This is a genomic window from Sedimentitalea sediminis (genome assembly GCF_042687825.1).
Classification (GTDB): domain Bacteria; phylum Pseudomonadota; class Alphaproteobacteria; order Rhodobacterales; family Rhodobacteraceae; genus Sedimentitalea.
The window spans coordinates 1-17781 of the sequence record NZ_JBHUQE010000023.1 but is presented as its reverse complement, the minus strand read 5'-3'; the positions used below and the strand labels follow the sequence as shown (position 1 = coordinate 17781).

The window sequence follows — 17781 nt, the reverse complement described above, 5'->3', positions numbered from 1 at the left end:
TGCGCGGTGCGCTCCGGGATAACGGGGCGACCGCGTTTGAAAGTTTCTGTGCCGGATGAGTCCCTCCCGAAAAAACCTGCCGCGCCTGGCCTATCTGACATCGCTTTATCCGGCCGTGTCGCACACGTTCATCCAGCGCGAGATCGCCGGCCTGCGCGCTTTGGGGTTTCAGGTCACCACCTGTTCGATGCGCCGGCCCGATGCCGATCACCTGACCGGCCCCGAGGAACGCGCCGCCACGGATACGAGTTTTTACATCGTCGAGACCGGCAAATCCCCCCGGGCCGCGCTTGGGGCACTGGCGGCGGCGCTGGCCAGGCCGGGGCGGCTGGCCCGCACGCTGGCGCTGGCCTGGCGCACGGCACCTCCGGGGGCAAGGGGGGGGCTGAAACAGCTGTTCTACCTGGCCGAGGCAATGATCCTCGCGCGGCACCTGCGGGCGCAGCATATCGACCATCTGCACAATCATTTCGCCGATCCCAGCACCAATGTGGCGATGCTGACCGCAGCGCTTTCGGGCATTCCCTTCAGCTATACGCTGCACGGGCCGGCGGAACTGTATGAACCCGAGAAATGGCAGTTGCGGGAAAAGACCGCCCGCGCCGCCTTTGTCGCCTGCATCAGCCATTTCGCCCGCTCGCAGGCGATGTATTTTTCCGACCCCGCCCATTGGCACAAGCTGCGCATCGTGCATTGCGGCGTGGATCCGGCCCGCTATGACCGCCCCCCCACACCGGATCGCGCCGGGCTGCACCTGGTCTTTGTCGGGCGGATCACCCCGATCAAGGGGCTGCGGGTGCTGATGGCGGCGCTGCGCCGCGTGCGCGAAACCCATCCCGGCGTGACCCTGACCCTGGTCGGCGATGGCGAGGACCGGGCCTATCTGCAGACCCTGGCCCGGCCGATGGGGGATGCGGTGCGCTTTGCCGGGTTCCAGTCCCAGGAGGGCGTGGCCGAGGCGGTGGCGGCGGCCGACGCGCTGGTGCTGCCCAGCTTTGCCGAGGGCCTGCCGGTGGTGCTGATGGAGGCGCTGGCCGCGGGCAAGCCGGTGATCGCCACCCAGGTCGCAGGCGTCGGCGAGCTGGTGACAAACGGCGTCTCGGGCCATCTGGTGGCGGCGGGCGATGCCGAGGCGCTGACCGACGCCATCACGACCCTGGCCGACACCCCGCCCGAACAGCGCGCCGAAATGGGCGCAGCGGGGCGCGCCAGGGTGCGCGCCGAATTTGACGCCGGCATCGAGGCCGCCCGCATCGGCGCGCTGTTTGCCGGCGCCGGCGGCGATGATCCCCGCCCTGTCCCGCTGACGATCGAGAGGCCGGGCTGATGTGCGGGATCACCGGATTTCTCGCCCCCCCCGCGCCGGGGGCCGAGGCGATCGTCACCGCGATGATGCGGGCGATCGCCCATCGCGGCCCGGATTCCCAGGGCCACTGGTGCGATGCGGCGGCCGGGATCGCGCTTGGCCATCTGCGTCTGGCCATCGTCGATCTGACCCCCACGGGGCATCAGCCGATGGTCTCGCCCTCGGGCCGCTACATGCTGACCTTCAACGGCGAGATTTACAATCACCGCCGCCTGCGCGCCGAACTTGAGGACCAGGGCCGCGCCCCGGCCTGGCGCGGCACATCCGATACCGAAGCCCTGCTGGCCGGGATCGACGCCTGGGGTCTGGAAGACACTCTGGCAAGAACCGTCGGCATGTTCGCCTTTGGCCTCTGGGACCGGGAGACCCGGACCCTGCGCCTGGTGCGCGACCGGCTGGGGGAAAAACCGCTCTATTACGGCTGGCAGGGCACGGGCCCGGACCGCGCCTTTCTTTTCGGTTCGGAACTCAAGGCGCTGCGGCAGCATCCCGCCTTTGCCGGCGAGATCGCAAAAAGCAGCCTGATCGAGGTGCTGCGCCACGGCAATGTCGGCGAGGACCGCTCGATCTATGCCGGCATCGCCAAGGCGCGCCCGGGCGAGATCGTCACCGTCTCGCTGAAGCGTCCCGAGCCGCAGCGCGCCCGCTATTGGGACGGCGCAGCAATCGCGGCGGCGGAAAAACCGCCCCGCATGTCGGATACCCAGACCGTCGATGCGCTGGAAACCCTGCTGCTGGACGCGGTCGGCCAGCAGATGATGTCGGATGTGCCCCTGGGCGCCTTTCTGTCGGGCGGCATCGACAGTTCGACCGTGGTGGCGCTGATGCAGCACCTGTCGGACCGGCCGGTGCACACCTTTTCGATCGGCTTTCACGAGGCGCGCTATAACGAGGCCGAGTTCGCCCGCGGCGTGGCGGATCATCTGGGCACCCATCACACCGATCTCTATGTGTCCGACCAGGAGCTGCGCGACGTGATCCCGCGCCTGCCGCGGATTTACGACGAACCCTTTGCCGACAGCTCGCAGATTCCCACCTATCTGGTCGCCGAACTGGCGCGGCGGCATGTCACCGTCTCGCTGTCGGGCGATGGCGGGGACGAGCTGTTTTGCGGCTATGGCCGCTATGGCCACGCGCTGAAACTGCGCCGCGCGCTCAGCCGGATGCCGGCACCGCTGCGCAGCCTGGGGGCCGGGGCCGTCCGCGCCCTGCCCGCCGGCCTGCTGACCCGGGCGCTGGCACCGCTGATCCCGACGCCCCAGGGCAAAGAGCCGATCGGCCAGCGCCTGCACCGGCTGGCCAATTACGCGCGCCAGCCCGATCTGGCGGCGCTGCACCGCACCATGGTCTCGGTCTGGCGCTTTCCCGAGGCGGCGGTGCCCGGTGCCGCGACCCCGCCGAGCCTGCTGGCCGATCATCTGCCGCCGCGGGGAGCGTTGGGCGATCTCGAACGGATGATGCAGCTGGACATGCTGACCTATATGGTCGACGACATCCTGGCCAAGGTCGACCGCGCCACCATGGCGGTGGCGCTGGAAAGCCGCGCGCCGCTGCTGGATCACCGGGTGGCCGAATTCGCCTGGGCCCTGCCGCAGGACATGAAGCTGCGCGGTAACGTGCAGAAATGGGCGCTGCGCCAGGTGCTCTATCGCCATGTCCCCAAACATCTGATCGAACGGCCCAAGATGGGGTTCGAAGTGCCCATCGGCCTGTGGCTGAGGGGCGGGCTGAAAGACTGGGCCGCCGCCCTGCTGGACCCCGCGCGCCTGACCCGCGAAGGCCATTTCGACCCACAGGTGATCGAGAGCATGTGGCAACAGCACCTGTCGGGGCGCTTCAACTGGGGTGCCCAGCTGTGGAGCGTGCTGATGGTGCAGGCCTGGCTGGAGGAGACGAACGGATGATCGGATTTCGCCATATCGCAGGACCGTATCGGGGGTTTGGTCTTTCGGCATCCCGCGGCGCGGAGAGAACGGCATGAATGCGCCGGGGCTCCCCTCTGCATTCGCGCGGTTTTCGCGTCGGGGCCGGCGCCGTCTGGCCCGATCGCCACTTGGCGGTGCGCTGGCCAGGGTTCATGCCCGGGTGTCGGAGCATCCCATGCGTCATGTTCTGCTCGTGAGCGACGGCATCGCCTATACCAGCGAGCAGCAATTCGCCCCACTGCTGCGCCATCGCCGTCAGATCGCCTCACAGACCGGGATCGTCTTTTCCTTCATGAATGCCGAAGACGCCTGGAAACTGACCCCGGCCCAGCTGCAAAAGACACATGCCGTCGGATTGAAACTGGCCTTTTCCACCCCGGCCGCCGAGGCCGCGGCGCTTGCGTCCCACGTCTTTGGAGGCGCGAAAAAGGCAGGCATACCGACCCTGTTTTTCGATGGGGACGATGATTTGTCCGTACTCTGGCCCAAAGTGCTGGCAGCCTGTGACCATTACATCAAGAAACATCATTTCACGGACCCGCAGGCCTATACGGCAATTCTGACGGGCAAATCCAATCTGACCGACTATGTTCACCGGATCAGCGGCCGGTCCTTTGCCGATGACATCATTCCGGTATCCGGCGGTCTGGGCGCGGCCGATATCGAGAAGATCGCTCTGGGCTGGAACATCGCGCTTGATGACAAGATCACGGATCTGGCGCGGGACCTGCCCGCCGATTCGGGGATCGAGCGGGATATCGATCTTCTCTGCCGTGCCAGTGTCCCCGAAGAGTTCTGGACCTTTCCCATGCGGGACGCGGCCGTGCAGGCCATCCGGTCTCTTGAGAGCCAATACCGCATCAACGCCCCGACCGACCGTGTTCCGCCGGCGGAATACTACCGCGAAATGCTGCGAAGCCGGCTTTGTGTCAGCCCTTTCGGTTTTGGCGAAATATGCTGGCGGGATTTCGAGGCCATGCTTTGCGGATGTCTCCTGGTGAAACCGGACATGTCGCATGTCACGACCTTGCCGGATCTCTTTGTGCCGCATGAAACCTATGTTCCGGTGTCCTGGGACTATTCCGATTTCAGCGCCGCTTGCGCGCCCTACCTTGCCGATGAAGGCGCACGGCGGCGTGTTGCAGAGACCGCCCGGACCCGCCTGCAGGCGGCATTGACGGCGGAGTGGTTCTTGGCAAGGTTTGAAACCACCATGCAAAAGGCGGGCATCCTCCCTCCGAAACGGCAAGAAGAATAGCCTGTTGTCCCCGATGAGAGCCACTGCAGAAACCGGCCACGCAACCTATCTCGCCACGCGCCATTTCGGCAGCCTGGACGGGTTGCGGTTCCTGTGCATTTCGGCGGTGATCTGGCATCACACGCTCGGCTCTGCAGACCTGATCGACCGCTCGATCCTGTTCGTGCGCGGCCATGTCGGAGTGGATTTCTTTTTCGTGCTCAGCGGCTTTCTGATCACCACCCTGCTCTTGCGCGAAGAGGCGGCCAAAGGGCGGTTCAGCCTGCGCGGCTTTTACTGGCGCCGCGCCCTGCGCATCCTGCCGGTCTATTACCTGGTCGTCGGATTGGCGGCGTTCAACGAGATCGTGCTGAAAGGTCAGACAGAGTCCCTCTCTCTCGTCCCCTATTACATCTTCTTCCTGTCCAACTTCCTGACCGAACATATCGGTTTTCTCGACCCGACCTGGTCGCTGTCGGTCGAAGAGCAGTATTACCTGATCTGGCCGGCGCTGCTGTTGCTGCTGCCGCGGCGCTGGATCCCGGCCCTGCTGCTGGCCCTGATCGGGCTGCATTTGCTCGTGTTCCTGGGCGTCTTTGACCGGCTCGGGATCACCGCGATCCCCGCCGGCCCGCTGCTGATCGGCCTGGGCGATGCGACCGAGGCCATCCTGATGGGCTCGCTCGCCGCGCTGGTGCTAAACAGCCCCACGGGCTTTGCCCGGCTGGCGCCGCTGTTTCGTCCCAGGGCGATGCCCTGGCTGTGCCTCGGGTTGCTGATCCTTGCGCTGGCGGCCTTTCCCGGCGCATTGCGCGGATGGCCCAACCTGCTGGTGCACGGGCTGATGACCGCGACGCTGATCAGCCTGGTGGTGCGCGAGGATAACGGCATGGCCGGCCTGCTGAAACTGCGCCCCATCGTGCGCATCGGACAGGTCAGCTATGGCATCTATCTCTACCACCTCTTTGCCCATGGGGTGATGCTGGCGGTGTTTACCCGTTTCGGGCTGACCGGTCCGGGCCTGTTCTTTTTCAGCTATTACGCGCTGACCTTCGTGATCGCCGAGATCAGCTTCCGCAGCTTTGAGGCCTGGTTCCAGAACCTGCGCCACAAGCCCCTGCGCCGGGTTGCCGCCGGATAGCGCCGTGCCTATCCGGCGCTGCGGATCGGGATCTCATAGAAATCATGCACAAAGGAGGTGCCGCCAAAGCCCTCCTTCTGGGCGATCAGCCCGTCATTCAGAACCGTGCCGCCCTCTTCGGTCGAGATCCCGAAGCTGAAATAGCGCTTGTCCGCATATTCGCTGCGGATCAGCCCGTCCAGCAGCAGGTCCAGCGCGCCGATCGCGCGGCCCGTATCCGAGGCCGCCAGATATTGCGTATGCGCGACCTCGGGGGTCACGAACAGGATCGACCCCGCGACCAGGGTATCGTCCAGATAGGCGCCATACAGCCTGATATTGTCGGGAAACCGCCCCATCAGCAGCTCCAGTTCCGCCAGGCTGTGCACGGGCGTGGCATCATGGCGGGCCAGAACGTCGCTGAGGATCGCGTGATAGGCCGCCAGGTCCGGCGAGGCGCGCAGCATCACACCGGCCTTTTCAGCCTTTTTGATATTGCCCTTCTTGCCGGATCGGACCGGCAGCCGCGCCCCGGGCACGACGGCGGTCGCGATGTCGCGGCGGATCAGCCGGGCGTCGCTGCGAAACAGCGCATAGAGATCCTCGTCCGACGGCAAGCGGTGATAGATCCCCGGCACGGCCTTATAGATCACCCGGTCGATCGTGCCGAGATCGGCCAGATAGTCGGTCATCGCCGCGAATACCTCGAGCATCGCGCCGGCGCGCATCTTGTCGCCACAGATCCAGCCGCCATAGGTCAGCCCCTGATGCGACCACAGCGTGTCACCGTCCCGGTTGGCGGGCAGCACCGCCAGCAGTTTCCCCGCCGACATCGCCATCAGGGAATGATCGGCAAAGCGGTCGGCGTGATAATCCATATAGCCGCGGCGAAACAGAAAGGTGCCGTTGCGGGCGCGGTCTATGAACCTGTCCCAGTCGCTTGCATGCTCGGGGCCATAGCGCAGAATTTCCATAGGCAGGATCCGTCCGTCAGCCGCGTCAGAGCAGCGTTTTTGTCAATATGACTGCCGCGCCCTCGCGGCGGTCCAGGTGAAAGCCGAGCTTTTCATAAAGCCCGCGTGCCCGGGCGTTCCGGTCCCAGACCCGCAGCCACAGCCGCTGCAGGCCGGCCTCGCGCGCCCGCGCCTCGACAAACCCGACCATCCCGGTTCCGACCCCCCTGCCCCAGCAGGATTTCTCGCCGATATAGCCCCAGTATTCGCCGGCGCCATCGGCGATCCCCTTCAGACCGCAGGCGCCCACCGGCTGGCCGGCAAACCGCACGCCCCAGATCAGATAATCGCGCCGCCCCGGCAGGCTGGCGAACCAATTGGCCTGCGCCTCTTGGCTGAAATCCGGCGTCATCGTCAGCGCCTTGATCTCGGGATCGCTCAGCCAGGCCCGGGACAGGGTCAGAAACGAGGCATCATAGGGTACGAATTCGATGTCTTGCTGCACGTCGCCTGCCCGTTTCCTTGCCCGCGGGTGATTTTGCCCGGGGGATCGGGCGCAGGACTTCGGTAACACGGGCGGTCCTGTCAACCGGTAAATGCCGCGCCGCCGGACGCCGCGGCCCCGGTTTGCTGTCGGATAGGTTGCAAGCCCTTGAAAAAATACATCCTGACACGTCGTTCCGTCTCTTGTTAGATTGGCCATCAGACGGATTTTGATTTGTTTATTTGTTAAGGGATAGCGATGTTGCGTTTTCTTCTTTTGGCCGGGCTTTTGTGCGGGCTGTTTTCCACCCCGGCGGATGCCAGAACGATCCGCTATGAATTCGATGTCGTCGGCTCGGCGATCGACTACAAAAGTCTCAGCAAACTTCCCGCCGATCCCAATGCCGATACGACGATCAGTACAGCAGAATATGACGCCTTTGTCGCCGCGTTCCATCCGCTGGGGCATTTGCTGGGACAGATCGGGTCCGTCGCCTTTGAAATCCAGGAAAGCGCCACCGGGCACCCGTTCAGTGACAACCTGACCTGTTTCTCGGGTTTTCTCTGCTCTGATTTTCGCCTGAACGGATATGTAAACTTCCATCCGACCGGGTTCCTGACCGCCGCCTCGGGCGGCGGCGGGCGGGAATGGTCCCTGACCGCCGGCCTCGCGGGCAGCGGCACGTTCCGCTTTCTGGAGGATGGCGCGATCTCGGGCTCTGGCACCATGGGCACGGACAGTTATTTCTGGTGGGTCCCCCAGGCCCGGTTCGACCTGGCCAATCTGACCATCACCGAGGTTACCTCGGTACCGCTGCCCGCCGGGGCGCCGCTGTTGGCGGGGGCGTTGCTGACCTTTGCCGCCGGGGCGCGGCGGCGCGCCCGGAAAGACTGTGAAAAGGGCCGAAATACGGGCTGAACCCCCTTTAAACCTTGACCACCCGCGCCATCGGCAACCCGCGCCGGGCGATGGCGTTTCTGGTGTCGATCACCGGGCAGGCCAGTTCCAGCAGCGCGGCATAATCCACCGCGTCATGGTCCGTTGCAATCAGCACCGCGTCGAACTGGCCCGGGGCCAGCGTTGCCGGGTCCAGCGCGGGGCGCGCGGTGAACTGGCGGTATTCGCGCATCGGCGGGATCTCGGGCACATGCGGATCGATGTAATCCACCCCGGCCCCGGCCTGATCCAGCAGTTCCAGCAGCCGCATCGCCGGGCTTTCGCGCATGTCGGCAACGTTCTTTTTATAGGCGATGCCCACCAGCAGGATGCGCGCCCGGCTCAGCCCCTTGCCAACCTCGCGGTCGACGATCTCGCGCAGCCGGTCGATCACATGGGTCGGCATCGCGGTGTTGATCTCGCCCGCCAGTTCGATGAACCGTGTCGGCACCTCGTATTCGCGCGCCTTCCAGGTCAGATAGAACGGATCGATCGGGATGCAGTGCCCGCCCAGCCCGGGACCGGGATAAAACGGCATGAAACCGAACGGCTTGGTGGCGGCGCCGTCGATCACCTCCCAGACATCGATGCCCATGCGGTCATAGACCAGTTTCAACTCGTTGACCAAAGCGATGTTGACGGCGCGAAAGATGTTCTCGGTGATCTTCACCGCCTCGGCGGTCTGCGTGGTCGAGACCCGCACCACTTGATCGACGATGCCTGCATAAAGCGATTCGATCAGGTCGCCGGCCATCTCGCCCGCACCGGCGACAATCTTGGGGATCGTGCCGGTATTGTAGCGCGCATTGCCCGGATCCTCGCGCTCGGGCGAAAAGCCCAGAAAGATATCCTGACCCGGTGTCAGCCCCGTTTCGGCCAGGATCGGCGCCAGCACCTCGTCGGTGGTGCCGGGATAGGTGGTGGATTCCAGCACCACCAGAGTGCCGGGACGGATATGGCGGGCAATCTCGCGGGCGGTGGCGGTGACAAAGCTGAGATCCGGTTCGCGCTGCTTCGTCAGCGGTGTCGGCACGCAGATCAGGATCGCCTGACATGTCGCAAGACGGGCGAAATCGGTGGTCCAGTCAAACCGCCCGGTCCCGGCCAACGCCGCCAGCGCATCATCCGGAACCGCATCGATATAGCTGTCCTGTGCGGCCAGCCGGTCCATCTTGGCCGGGTCGATGTCAAAGCCGGTGACGTGAAACCCGCGCTGTGCGGCCGTCACCGCCAGCGGCAGCCCGACATAGCCCAGACCGATGACCCCGATCCGGGCGGAGCGGTCCAGAAAGGCGCGTTTCAGGGACACCGCTCAGGCCGTGGCCATGGTCCGGCTGGCGGTCTCGTAAAGACGCGCCCGGTCGGCAAGGGTGAAATCATGGGTCGACTGCACTGCGATGGCGCAATGCTTGGGTACCAGGTGGCTGCGCAGAGCGTCGAAATCCACCGCGCCGGTTTCCTCGGACGGCCAGTAGGAATTGCAGAACGAGACCTCTTCGGCGGCCAGTTCCGCGGCCTCGGGACAGAGATCCGCGAAAATCCCATAGACGTAATATTCCGACATGGTCTCGGCGGAAAACAGGATGTCCTGCAACGGTTTACCCTGCGCCTCCTGCATGCGGTCGACCATGGCGCGGGCGACCGCGCGGCTCCACAGCACGCAGTTCTCGATGTAATGCACGTCATGGCGCGCCGGCGGCGAAATTCCGAGAAAGCGGCAGGACCCCGCGACCCAGGCGTCATGCATCGGATTGATGGGCTTGCCCTCAACCCGAAAGAACCGCACGCGGTCCCCGGCAAAGGCATCCTCGGGTGCCAGGCGGCGGAAAAAGGCGACATCGCTGTCCACATGCATGACCGCCGCCGCCTCGATCCGGCGGCTCATCTCGATCTTGAGGAACTGCTGCAGCATCCAGCCGCGCACCACCGAACGGTCCGGGCGCAGATAGATCGGCCGGCGCAGGCCGGCCTGCAGGAAGGAAAAATGGCGCAGCCAGGCGGGCAGCTTGCGCAGCCGCTCGGGCAGGACATCCTCTTGCGCGACGATCTCGCGCCGGTCATTGGCAAAGGCGCGAAAGCGCGGCAGATCCGCCGCCGGCACCACCACGTGATGCATGATGCGCGGATCGACATGGTCGTCGACCGAGCGCGCCAGCAGTTCGAACAGCGGCAGATCCGTCGCCATCGAACAGGTCAGCAGGCCGAGGCCGCCATTCTCGATCGTTGCTTTGGGGGATGCGTCGTTCTGGTCGGTCATGTAGGTTGCGCGGCCGGACGGATAAACTTGGATCTATGAAACGGGGCGGGCAGGGCTTGCCTGCATCAGCCATATCGAACATAGCTTCGGCATGAAAGATGCTATTTCCGATCGCGCCTACGTTGTCATCTCTCCGGGCCGCAACGAGGCGGAATTCATGCGCCGCACGCTGGACAGCATGGTGGCCCAGACCGAACGCCCGACCCTGTGGCTGATCGTCGATGACGGCTCGACCGACGCCACCCCGCAGATCCTGGCCGAATATGCCGCACAGCATGACTGGATCCGGGTGCTCACCAAACCCGACCGCGGTCACCGCGCCGTCGGACCCGGCGTGATCGAGGCCTTTTATTACGGGCTGGACACGATCGAGATGTCGGATTTCGCCTATCTGTGCAAGCTCGACCTCGATCTCGACCTGCCGCCGCGCTATTTCGAGATCCTGATGGACCGGATGCAGGCCGATCCGCGCATCGGCACCTGCTCGGGCAAGGCCTATTTCCGCGACGCCACCGGCGCGCTGGTCTCGGAACGCATCGGCGACGAGATGTCCCTGGGCATGACCAAGTTCTTTTCGGTCGACTGCTTCACCCGGATCGGCGGCTTTGTGCGCGAGGTGATGTGGGACGGTATCGACTGCCACAAGGCACGCCAGCTGGGCTGGGCCCCGGTCAGCTGGGACGATCCCGAGCTGCGGTTCGAACATCTGCGCCCGATGGGATCGAGCCAGACCTCGATCCATACCGGCCGCCGCCGCCACGGGTTCGGCCAGTATTACATGGGCACGCACCCGCTGTTCCTGATCGCCTCGGCGATCAACAAGATGCGCCAGCCGCCCTATCTGCTGGGCGGTCTGGCGATGCTGCAGGGCTATTTCGGCGCCTGGCTGCGCCGTGCGCCGCGGCAGAGCGACACCGAACTCATTGCCTTTATCCGCGCCTATCAGCTGCGCGCCCTGCGTGTCGGCAAGGCCCGCGCGGTGGCCGAGATCGAGGCCGAACGCGCCGGTCTGTTCCCGCCCCCCGGGACCGCCTGACCCCGGCACCGGGCGACAGCGCCCAAGGGCGCGGCGGTCAGGCCCGCGCCGTTCAAATTTCGATCAGGATTGCCGCAGCGCAATAGAACTTCAACGAATGATGTGCCACTGTGCCCCCCGATCCCGGATGTCATCGTGCCGACACGGTCCGGGGCGGTGATGCGATTGGCGCCAAAGAGGTTGTTTTGATGTCCGTACCCAGTTCCGATGTTGCCGCGCCCCCGGGGTTGGCCGCCTTTGCCCATTGGGGCATCTTCTGGCTGCTGGCCGCCACCATGGCGGCGGGCGTGTTCTTTGCCAACGGCATCGACGCGCTGCTTTATGCCTGGCAACTGCCGGAATACAGCCACGGGCCGCTGATCCCGGTGCTGTCGGCCCTGCTGTTCCTGCGCCAGCTCAAGGACTTTCCACCGCAGCCGGGGCCGAAACCCGACCGCTGGCCCGGCGTCGCGCTGGTGGCGGTCTCGCTGGTCTTCGGAGCGCTGGGGATTCTGGCCAATATCGACGATATCGTCGCCTATGCGCTGATCCTGTGGGTCGGCGGCCTGCTGCTGGTCAGTTTCGGCTGGCGGACCGGGCGGCATTTCTGGCCGCCGGTGCTGCATCTGGTCTATATGCTGCCGCTGCCCGGGGTGATCTATTACAAGGTCTCGACCTCGCTGCAGTTCCTGTCCTCGGAAATGGGCGTCTGGTTCCTGCAGATCCTGTCGGTGCCGGTGTTCCTGGACGGCAATATCATCGATCTCGGGGTGACCAAGCTGCACGTGGCCGAGGCCTGTTCCGGGCTGCGCTACATGTTCCCGATCCTCAGCTTTTCCTACATCTTTGCGGTGCTCTACCGGGGGCCGATGTGGCAAAAGGCGGTGCTGCTGATCTCGGCGGTGCCGATCGCCATCCTGATGAACTCGATCCGCATCGCGGTGGCCGGGATCATCGTGCAACATTACGGGCTGGACTGGCTGGAAGGGTTCACCCATTTCTTCGAGGGATGGGTGATTTTCCTGTCCTGCATCGCCATCCTGTTCTTTCTGGCCTGGCTGATGTTGTTTTTGCATCCCGAGAAACCCAGCCTGGCCAATGCGCTGGATCTCGAGATTTCCGGCCTGGGGCCGCAGCTGATGCGGCTGCAATATGTGCGCCCCTCGGCGGCGCTGATCACCGCCGCCCTGATGGCGCTGGCGGCGGCGGCGGCGATCCTGACCCTGCCCGACCGCGGCGGGCGGGCCCCGGCGCGCGAAAACTTTGCCCTGTTCCCGCGCCAGATCGGCGACTGGCAACAGCAGGGCAGCCGGCAATACCTGTCCGCCCAGGTCGCCGAGGTGCTGGCGGCCGACGATTATCACCAGGTCGATCTGGTCAAGCCGGGCGAGGCCACCCCGGTCGGCCTGTTCATGGCCTGGTATGACGACCAGAGCGACGGCGGCGTGCACAGCCCCGAGATCTGCCTGCCCGGCTCGGGCTGGGAAATCGCCTGGCTGGAACGCAGCGACATCACCGCGGCAACCGGGTCAGACAGCCCGTTCCTGATCAACCGCGCGATCATCCAGAAGGGCGAGACGCGGATGATGGTGTTTTACTGGTTCCAGCAAAAGCACCGCCGCCTGGCCTGGGATTTCGCCGCGAAATACTGGCTGATGGTGGATGGCATCATGACCGGCCGCACCGATGGCGCCATCGTGCGCCTGACCACGATGATCGGCCCCAGCGAGCCCGACGCCGTGGCCGAGGCACGGCTGATGGAGGTACTGCAGGGCCTGCAGCACCCCCTGCCCCGGTTCATCCCGAACGAGTGAGACATGGGGGGGCGGCGCGGACATCCTGTTTCCGCCCCCGCCCCCCGGGCTTTGAAAGGTGCCCCGTTTTTCAGGCCGGCAAGGCCGCAGCCCAAGCGAGTTCCCCGACCTCATGAACATCACCTTTCTTCTGCCCTTTAACAGCATCAACGGCGGGCCCCGCGTGGTTGCGACCTATGCCCGCAAGCTGACCGAACGCGGGCATGTGGTGACGGTGCTCTCGCAGCCCTTTGACGGCCGGGTTCCGCCCAAAGACCGGCTCAAGCGCCTGCTGGGCCGCGCCACGATCGAGCGGGTCCAGCCCCCCCGCTCGCCCTTTCTGGACTTTCTCGGCGACCGGCACCGGGTGCTGGACCGGCCGGGTCCGCCGCGCCCCTCCGATGTGCCCGATGCCGACGTGATCATCGCCACCTGGTGGGAAACCGCGGAATGGGTCGCGGCCCTGCCGGCCGCCAAGGGGCGGAAATTCTATCTGATCCAGGGCTACGAGGTCTTTTCGCCACAGACCGCCGCGCGCGTCATCGCCACCTACGATCTGCCCCTGCGGAAAATCGCCGTGTCCGACTATGTGCGCGGCGAGATCGTGGCCCGGCACGGGATCGAGGATATCGCTGTCGTGCCCAATGCCATCGACACCGAACAGTTCCGGACGCCGCCGCGCTCCCGAAATGACGACCTGACGGTCGGGTTCCTCTATTCCGGTGCCCCGGTCAAACGCGCCTGGCTGGCCATCGAGGCGCTGACCCGGGCCAAGGCGCGGCTGCCGGGCCTGCGGGCCTCGATGTTCGGCGCCGACCCGGTGACCCCGGACCTGCCCCTGCCCGACTGGGTGCGGTATGAACAATCCCCCGCGCAAAACCGCATTCCCGCGCTCTACGCCGCCTGCGATCTCTGGCTTTTCACCAGCGACAACGAGGGGTTCGGCCTGCCGATCCTTGAGGCCATGGCCTGCCGCACCCCGGTGCTGGCCACACGCGCCGGCGCGGCGCCGCAGATCATCGATGGCAGCAACGGTGTCCTGCTGCCCGCCGAGGCCGGCGCCTTTGCCGACGAGATCGCCCGCTTTGCGCAGATGCCGGATGCGCAATGGCAGGCCTGGTCCGCCGCCGCCCACCGGACCGCCACGGGTTATACCTGGGACGACGCCACCGACCGGTTGCTGGCACTGCTGCAGGCCGATCCTGCCGCTAGCCGAACGGATCCCGGTAGATCCCCAGCTTCTGCTTGAGCACCGCCCACAGAAAGGGCGGTTCGTGGATCACATAGCGGTGAAAGCGCGCACGGGGTTCCTTGATCAGGCGATAGAGCCACTCAAACCCCCATTCGGTGATCCAGGCGGGCGGGCGGTCGAACGTGCCGCTTTCGTAATCGATGGTGCCGCCCAGGGGCAGCCACAGTTTCACCCCGGGCATCCGGTCGCGGTATTTCATGATGAATTTTTCCTGGCGCCCGCCGCCCAGACCGACCAGGCAGACACTGGCGCCCGAGGCGTTGATCGCCGCGATCATCCGGTCGACCTCGCCGGGCTTGCTTTCGAAATCAAACGCCGGCGCGTCGGTGCCGACGATCATCTCGCGCCCGACCTTGGCGTTGATGTTTTCCGCCGCCAGATCGGCGATGCCCGGCTTGCCGCCGCACAGGAACACCGTCATCGACGGATCATCCGCATAGCGGGTGTAAAAGCGCGGAAAATAGTCGCTGCCCGAGACCCGCTCGCAGACCGGGGTACCCAGCCATTTGGTGGCGAAATACATGATCTGGCTGTCGCAGGTGATCACGTCGAACTGCCCGAGCAGGTCATAGAATTCGCGGTCCTGCTGCAGCTTCATGATCATGTCCACATGCAGCGTCAGCATCACGCCCTCGCGGAAATGCTCGACGATGTCGTCCATGCTGACATCATGCACCCAGGCGTTCAGCATCGGTACGCGCACCCGTTCGCCCAGCCCCGTCCGGGGGGTCATGCCACCGCCATCGGCCATCATGCAGGCTCCTCTATCTGCGCATCGCCGCCCATATACCTGTCCATCAGCGCCTTGGTGCCGCGGATATTGGCCGCCGACGAGGCGCCAAAGACGATCGATTCGACCCCGGGCAGTTCCGAAATCCAGTGGATCGCCTCATCCGCCGGGATCGCGCCGCTGGCATAGACCGACATCGCCACCGCCCGCACCCGGCCGGATTTCAGCGCCTCCAGATAGGCGTCAAAACCGCCGGACATGCGAAAGCCGATCTTGTTGATGTTGGAACAGATGATCGGGCGGGTGATGCCCTCGCGCTCCAGCGCATCCAGCAGCATCGGCATGTTCATGGTGATATAGGCCGGCTCGGCACCGTATTTCTCGCGCACGTGATCGTCAAAGATGCGAAAGGCGCGGGTGAATCCCATGCCCAGCAACAGGTCGGTAAAGACGTTCTGGATGAACACCACCGGCGCCTTTACCCCGGCGAACATCTTCATCTCCATGTCGATCAGCACCTTGGCGATGCCGTCCACCTCCTTGGTGGCCAGCGCCTTGCCGCCGGCCAGTGCGGTGGACAGGAACCCCTCATCGGGCATGAAATTGCGGATCGCCCCCACCATGCCGTGATCGGTCACCGCATTGGCGTATTTATGGGCATAGGGCATGCAGGGATAGAACCTGAAATCGCCATAGCGCCCGGGATCGGCGCGCACCCGGTCGGCGATCGCCGAAATGCGGTCATGGGTGGTGCACATAAAGGTGCGGATGCCGGCGTCATAGGCCACGTCCAGCACATCCATGATCGCGTCGGTCTGCTGGAACCGCATGGCCTGGGCGCGGGCCTTTTCCTCGGACATGTGATTGATGCCAAAGAACTGGTTGTCGCCGAACAGCAGCTTGTCCATGATGTCTTCCCTTTCTTCCGCGCAATCCGGCCCAGAACCGGGGCCGCCCTTTCGGGTTGCCTGCCCCCCTATCGTGCGAACCAGCGCCGGCGCGCCGGTTTCTCGGCCTGCCGCACCGGGGCCGCGCCCACCGCCGTGCCGGTCTCGGCATTTTCGATGATCATCGCCAGGGTCCGGTCGGTTTCGGTCGCGCTGGCAAAGCTGTTTTCCCGCGCCGTGTCCGCGCCGTCGCGAATCGCCCGCACAAACTCGTCGATCTGCGCGGAATATTCCTCGCCGCGCAGATAGAACCAGCGGTCCTCGGTCAGTTCGGTGGTGTATTTCACCGTCCAGCCGGTGCCGTAATCGGGCAGGCCCGCCACCGGCGCCCGCAGATAGGCCTGGCATTCCTGCCGGTCGGCATAGAGCCGGCCATTGGTGCCGATCAGGCTGATCTTGGTGGACATCTTGCGGTGGCTTTCATCCGACCAGTTCACCGACAGCTGCGCGGTGGGGCCATCGTCCCAGCGCAGGGTCGAGAACACCTCGTCGTCGATCCCCTCGGAAAACACCGATCCCAGCACCGAGCCGGTCACCTGCGCCGGCGCGCCGAAGAACCAGTTGAGCAGGTTCAGCGGATGCGCGGCATAATCATAGAGACAGCCGCCGCCTTCGGATTTCTTGCTGCGCCAGGTCTGACGCTTTTCGCGCAGAACCACCGGGCCATAGGCTTCGGCCAGCACATGGGTGATGCGCCCGAGGGCGCCGGCGGCAATCAGGCGCTTCATTTCCTGAAAGGCGCCGACATAGCGGTAATGATAGCCGACCTGCGCCACCAGCCCCTTGTCCGCGGCCAGCTGCGTCAGCGCCGCGCTGTCCTGCCAATCCAGACAAAAGGGCTTTTCGCAGAACACATGCGCGCCGGCCTCAAGGGCCGTGCGCACCATCGGCGCATGCAGCCGCGAGGGCGTGGCGATCACCACCGCCTGCGGCGTCTCGCGGCGCATCATCTCGTCGAAATCGCGATAGACCGGCGCCGCGGTGTTCCGGCTCAGCATATCGACCATAAAGCCGGACCCATCGCAGGCCACGGCGGTCACATCCGGATGCGCGTTAACCATTGCGTAATGAGACAGGCCCATCTTGCCCAGACCGACGACGGCCAGTTTCAACTTGTGATGTTCAGACATGCCCCGAAATTCGTCTACCCAAATTAACCCGTTCTGCGCCGCCGCGGATACGTCCCAGACGTATCGGGCATTCGTCTCATGCTTGCAACCGCATTGGGGCCAGATTGAGACCGAAGCAAAGCGCCCATCGGGCAATCGGCCGCCGGCGGGCGAAATCGCCGCGAATTCGGGTCCTCCGGGGGGCCGGTCGGCAAAAAATCGCGGAAAAACAAAAAAAGTGACCGCAGGCCATTTCGGTAACGGGTCACACCGCCTAAAAGGCCGGCGTGGTGCGTCCTGCGCCGCAGACCACTCACGAGGACAGGCAGAACATGACCAGAGCAGGCAGGCGCTCCTGCGGCCCCACCACGCTTGGAGGCAGGCTGACAAGCTAAATTCACCACGGCCATTTTTAGACAGTAAAATCAGTCGTTTGCAATCGCAGACGGTACAGTTTCGTAGGCCGGTCCACATGGAACACACAAGAAAAACGGCGCCGCCCGGATAGGCCGAGCGGACACCTTGGGAAACACACATGTCTACGAACACCCCCCAATTCTCTTCCTGGAAGGATACTTTTTCCTGGGCCTACGTGCCCTCCTGGCAGGACACATGGAACGCCCCGGAACAGGGTGACTCGACCGGATCGGTGGGGGA

Annotated in this window: 15 protein-coding genes; 8 read left to right on the top strand and 7 right to left on the bottom strand. The window is 64.8% G+C overall.

Going from position 1 to position 17781, the window contains the following annotated elements:
* The first annotated feature begins 55 nt into the window (after positions 1–55).
* The 4 genes from ACFMPD_RS15065 to ACFMPD_RS15050 all read left to right on the top strand — a co-directional run bounded on the left by ACFMPD_RS15065 (position 56) and on the right by ACFMPD_RS15050 (position 5669).
* Positions 56–1327, top strand: coding sequence for a glycosyltransferase family 4 protein (locus ACFMPD_RS15065; protein ID WP_380996121.1), 1272 nt, complete (start codon positions 56–58; stop codon positions 1325–1327).
* Positions 1327–3270 (top strand): asparagine synthase (glutamine-hydrolyzing), encoded by a 1944-nt coding sequence (gene asnB / locus ACFMPD_RS15060; RefSeq protein WP_380996119.1) that lies wholly within the window; start codon positions 1327–1329, stop codon positions 3268–3270. Before ACFMPD_RS15065 ends, asnB begins: the two co-directional genes overlap by 1 nt.
* A gap of 196 nt (positions 3271–3466) precedes the next feature.
* A complete protein-coding gene (locus tag ACFMPD_RS15055) occupies positions 3467–4549 on the top strand; it encodes a glycosyltransferase (RefSeq protein ID WP_380996116.1) in 1083 nt (360 codons plus the stop codon).
* A 13-nt stretch (positions 4550–4562) separates the two neighbouring features.
* Positions 4563–5669 (top strand): acyltransferase family protein, encoded by a 1107-nt coding sequence (locus tag ACFMPD_RS15050; RefSeq protein ID WP_380996113.1) that lies wholly within the window; start codon positions 4563–4565, stop codon positions 5667–5669.
* Positions 5670–5677: 8 nt separating this feature from the next.
* Here the strand turns inward: ACFMPD_RS15050 and ACFMPD_RS15045 are convergent, their stop codons facing one another.
* Both ACFMPD_RS15045 and ACFMPD_RS15040 read right to left on the bottom strand, forming a co-directional pair.
* A complete protein-coding gene (locus tag ACFMPD_RS15045; RefSeq protein ID WP_380996110.1) occupies positions 5678–6622 on the bottom strand; it encodes a GNAT family N-acetyltransferase in 945 nt (314 codons plus the stop codon).
* 25 nt (positions 6623–6647) lie between these two features.
* Complete coding sequence (locus ACFMPD_RS15040; protein ID WP_380996107.1) at positions 6648–7106, bottom strand: GNAT family N-acetyltransferase; 459 nt, start codon at positions 7104–7106, stop codon at positions 6648–6650.
* Between the two features lie 237 nt (positions 7107–7343).
* Between ACFMPD_RS15040 and ACFMPD_RS15035 the strand changes: the two genes are divergently transcribed.
* The gene (locus tag ACFMPD_RS15035) at positions 7344–8003 is read left to right on the top strand and encodes a hypothetical protein (protein ID WP_380996104.1); all 660 of its coding nucleotides are present in this window, start codon (positions 7344–7346) and stop codon (positions 8001–8003) included.
* Between the two features lie 7 nt (positions 8004–8010).
* Here the strand turns inward: ACFMPD_RS15035 and ACFMPD_RS15030 are convergent, their stop codons facing one another.
* Positions 8011–9330 carry a nucleotide sugar dehydrogenase gene (locus ACFMPD_RS15030; RefSeq protein ID WP_380996101.1) on the bottom strand — a complete coding sequence of 440 codons (1320 nt, stop codon included), beginning with the start codon at positions 9328–9330 and terminating at the stop codon, positions 8011–8013.
* 3 nt (positions 9331–9333) lie between these two features.
* A complete protein-coding gene (locus ACFMPD_RS15025; RefSeq protein ID WP_380996098.1) occupies positions 9334–10278 on the bottom strand; it encodes a DUF6492 family protein in 945 nt (314 codons plus the stop codon).
* A 91-nt stretch (positions 10279–10369) separates the two neighbouring features.
* Between ACFMPD_RS15025 and ACFMPD_RS15020 the strand changes: the two genes are divergently transcribed.
* From ACFMPD_RS15020 to ACFMPD_RS15010, 3 genes are all read left to right on the top strand, one after another.
* Positions 10370–11314 carry a glycosyltransferase family 2 protein gene (locus tag ACFMPD_RS15020; RefSeq protein ID WP_380996095.1) on the top strand — a complete coding sequence of 315 codons (945 nt, stop codon included), beginning with the start codon at positions 10370–10372 and terminating at the stop codon, positions 11312–11314.
* 188 nt (positions 11315–11502) lie between these two features.
* On the top strand, positions 11503–13107 hold the full coding sequence (gene xrtD, locus ACFMPD_RS15015) for a VPLPA-CTERM-specific exosortase XrtD (protein WP_380996092.1): 1605 nt from the start codon (positions 11503–11505) through the stop codon (positions 13105–13107).
* Between the two features lie 112 nt (positions 13108–13219).
* Positions 13220–14335 (top strand): glycosyltransferase family 4 protein, encoded by a 1116-nt coding sequence (locus ACFMPD_RS15010; protein ID WP_380996089.1) that lies wholly within the window; start codon positions 13220–13222, stop codon positions 14333–14335.
* On the opposite strand, the gene ACFMPD_RS15005 is transcribed toward ACFMPD_RS15010, so the two are convergent.
* From ACFMPD_RS15005 to ACFMPD_RS14995, 3 genes are all read right to left on the bottom strand, one after another.
* Positions 14295–15092, bottom strand: coding sequence for a WecB/TagA/CpsF family glycosyltransferase (locus ACFMPD_RS15005; RefSeq protein ID WP_380996086.1), 798 nt, complete (start codon positions 15090–15092; stop codon positions 14295–14297). The two genes, ACFMPD_RS15010 and ACFMPD_RS15005, sit on opposite strands and share 41 nt — an antisense overlap.
* Positions 15089–15976, bottom strand: coding sequence for a hypothetical protein (locus tag ACFMPD_RS15000; RefSeq protein WP_380996083.1), 888 nt, complete (start codon positions 15974–15976; stop codon positions 15089–15091). Before ACFMPD_RS15000 ends, ACFMPD_RS15005 begins: the two co-directional genes overlap by 4 nt.
* A 68-nt stretch (positions 15977–16044) precedes the next feature.
* The gene (locus ACFMPD_RS14995; protein ID WP_380996080.1) at positions 16045–17145 is read right to left on the bottom strand and encodes a Gfo/Idh/MocA family protein; all 1101 of its coding nucleotides are present in this window, start codon (positions 17143–17145) and stop codon (positions 16045–16047) included.
* Positions 17146–17781 lie beyond the last annotated feature (636 nt).

What these genes read in the sequence shown, in the direction of transcription:
- ACFMPD_RS15010 (WP_380996089.1), top strand. Translation starts at nt 13,220, where the DNA reads ATGAACATCACCTTTCTTCTGCCCTTTAACAGCATCAACGGCGGGCCC.
- ACFMPD_RS15000 (WP_380996083.1), bottom strand. Translation starts at nt 15,976, where the DNA reads ATGGACAAGCTGCTGTTCGGCGACAACCAGTTCTTTGGCATCAATCAC.
- ACFMPD_RS15045 (WP_380996110.1), bottom strand. Translation starts at nt 6,622, where the DNA reads ATGGAAATTCTGCGCTATGGCCCCGAGCATGCAAGCGACTGGGACAGG.
- xrtD (WP_380996092.1), top strand. Translation starts at nt 11,503, where the DNA reads ATGTCCGTACCCAGTTCCGATGTTGCCGCGCCCCCGGGGTTGGCCGCC.
- asnB (WP_380996119.1), top strand. Translation starts at nt 1,327, where the DNA reads ATGTGCGGGATCACCGGATTTCTCGCCCCCCCCGCGCCGGGGGCCGAG.
- ACFMPD_RS15035 (WP_380996104.1), top strand. Translation starts at nt 7,344, where the DNA reads ATGTTGCGTTTTCTTCTTTTGGCCGGGCTTTTGTGCGGGCTGTTTTCC.
- ACFMPD_RS15065 (WP_380996121.1), top strand. Translation starts at nt 56, where the DNA reads ATGAGTCCCTCCCGAAAAAACCTGCCGCGCCTGGCCTATCTGACATCG.
- ACFMPD_RS15020 (WP_380996095.1), top strand. Translation starts at nt 10,370, where the DNA reads ATGAAAGATGCTATTTCCGATCGCGCCTACGTTGTCATCTCTCCGGGC.
- ACFMPD_RS15005 (WP_380996086.1), bottom strand. Translation starts at nt 15,092, where the DNA reads ATGATGGCCGATGGCGGTGGCATGACCCCCCGGACGGGGCTGGGCGAA.
- ACFMPD_RS15050 (WP_380996113.1), top strand. Translation starts at nt 4,563, where the DNA reads ATGAGAGCCACTGCAGAAACCGGCCACGCAACCTATCTCGCCACGCGC.
- ACFMPD_RS15055 (WP_380996116.1), top strand. Translation starts at nt 3,467, where the DNA reads ATGCGTCATGTTCTGCTCGTGAGCGACGGCATCGCCTATACCAGCGAG.
- ACFMPD_RS15025 (WP_380996098.1), bottom strand. Translation starts at nt 10,278, where the DNA reads ATGACCGACCAGAACGACGCATCCCCCAAAGCAACGATCGAGAATGGC.
- ACFMPD_RS14995 (WP_380996080.1), bottom strand. Translation starts at nt 17,145, where the DNA reads ATGTCTGAACATCACAAGTTGAAACTGGCCGTCGTCGGTCTGGGCAAG.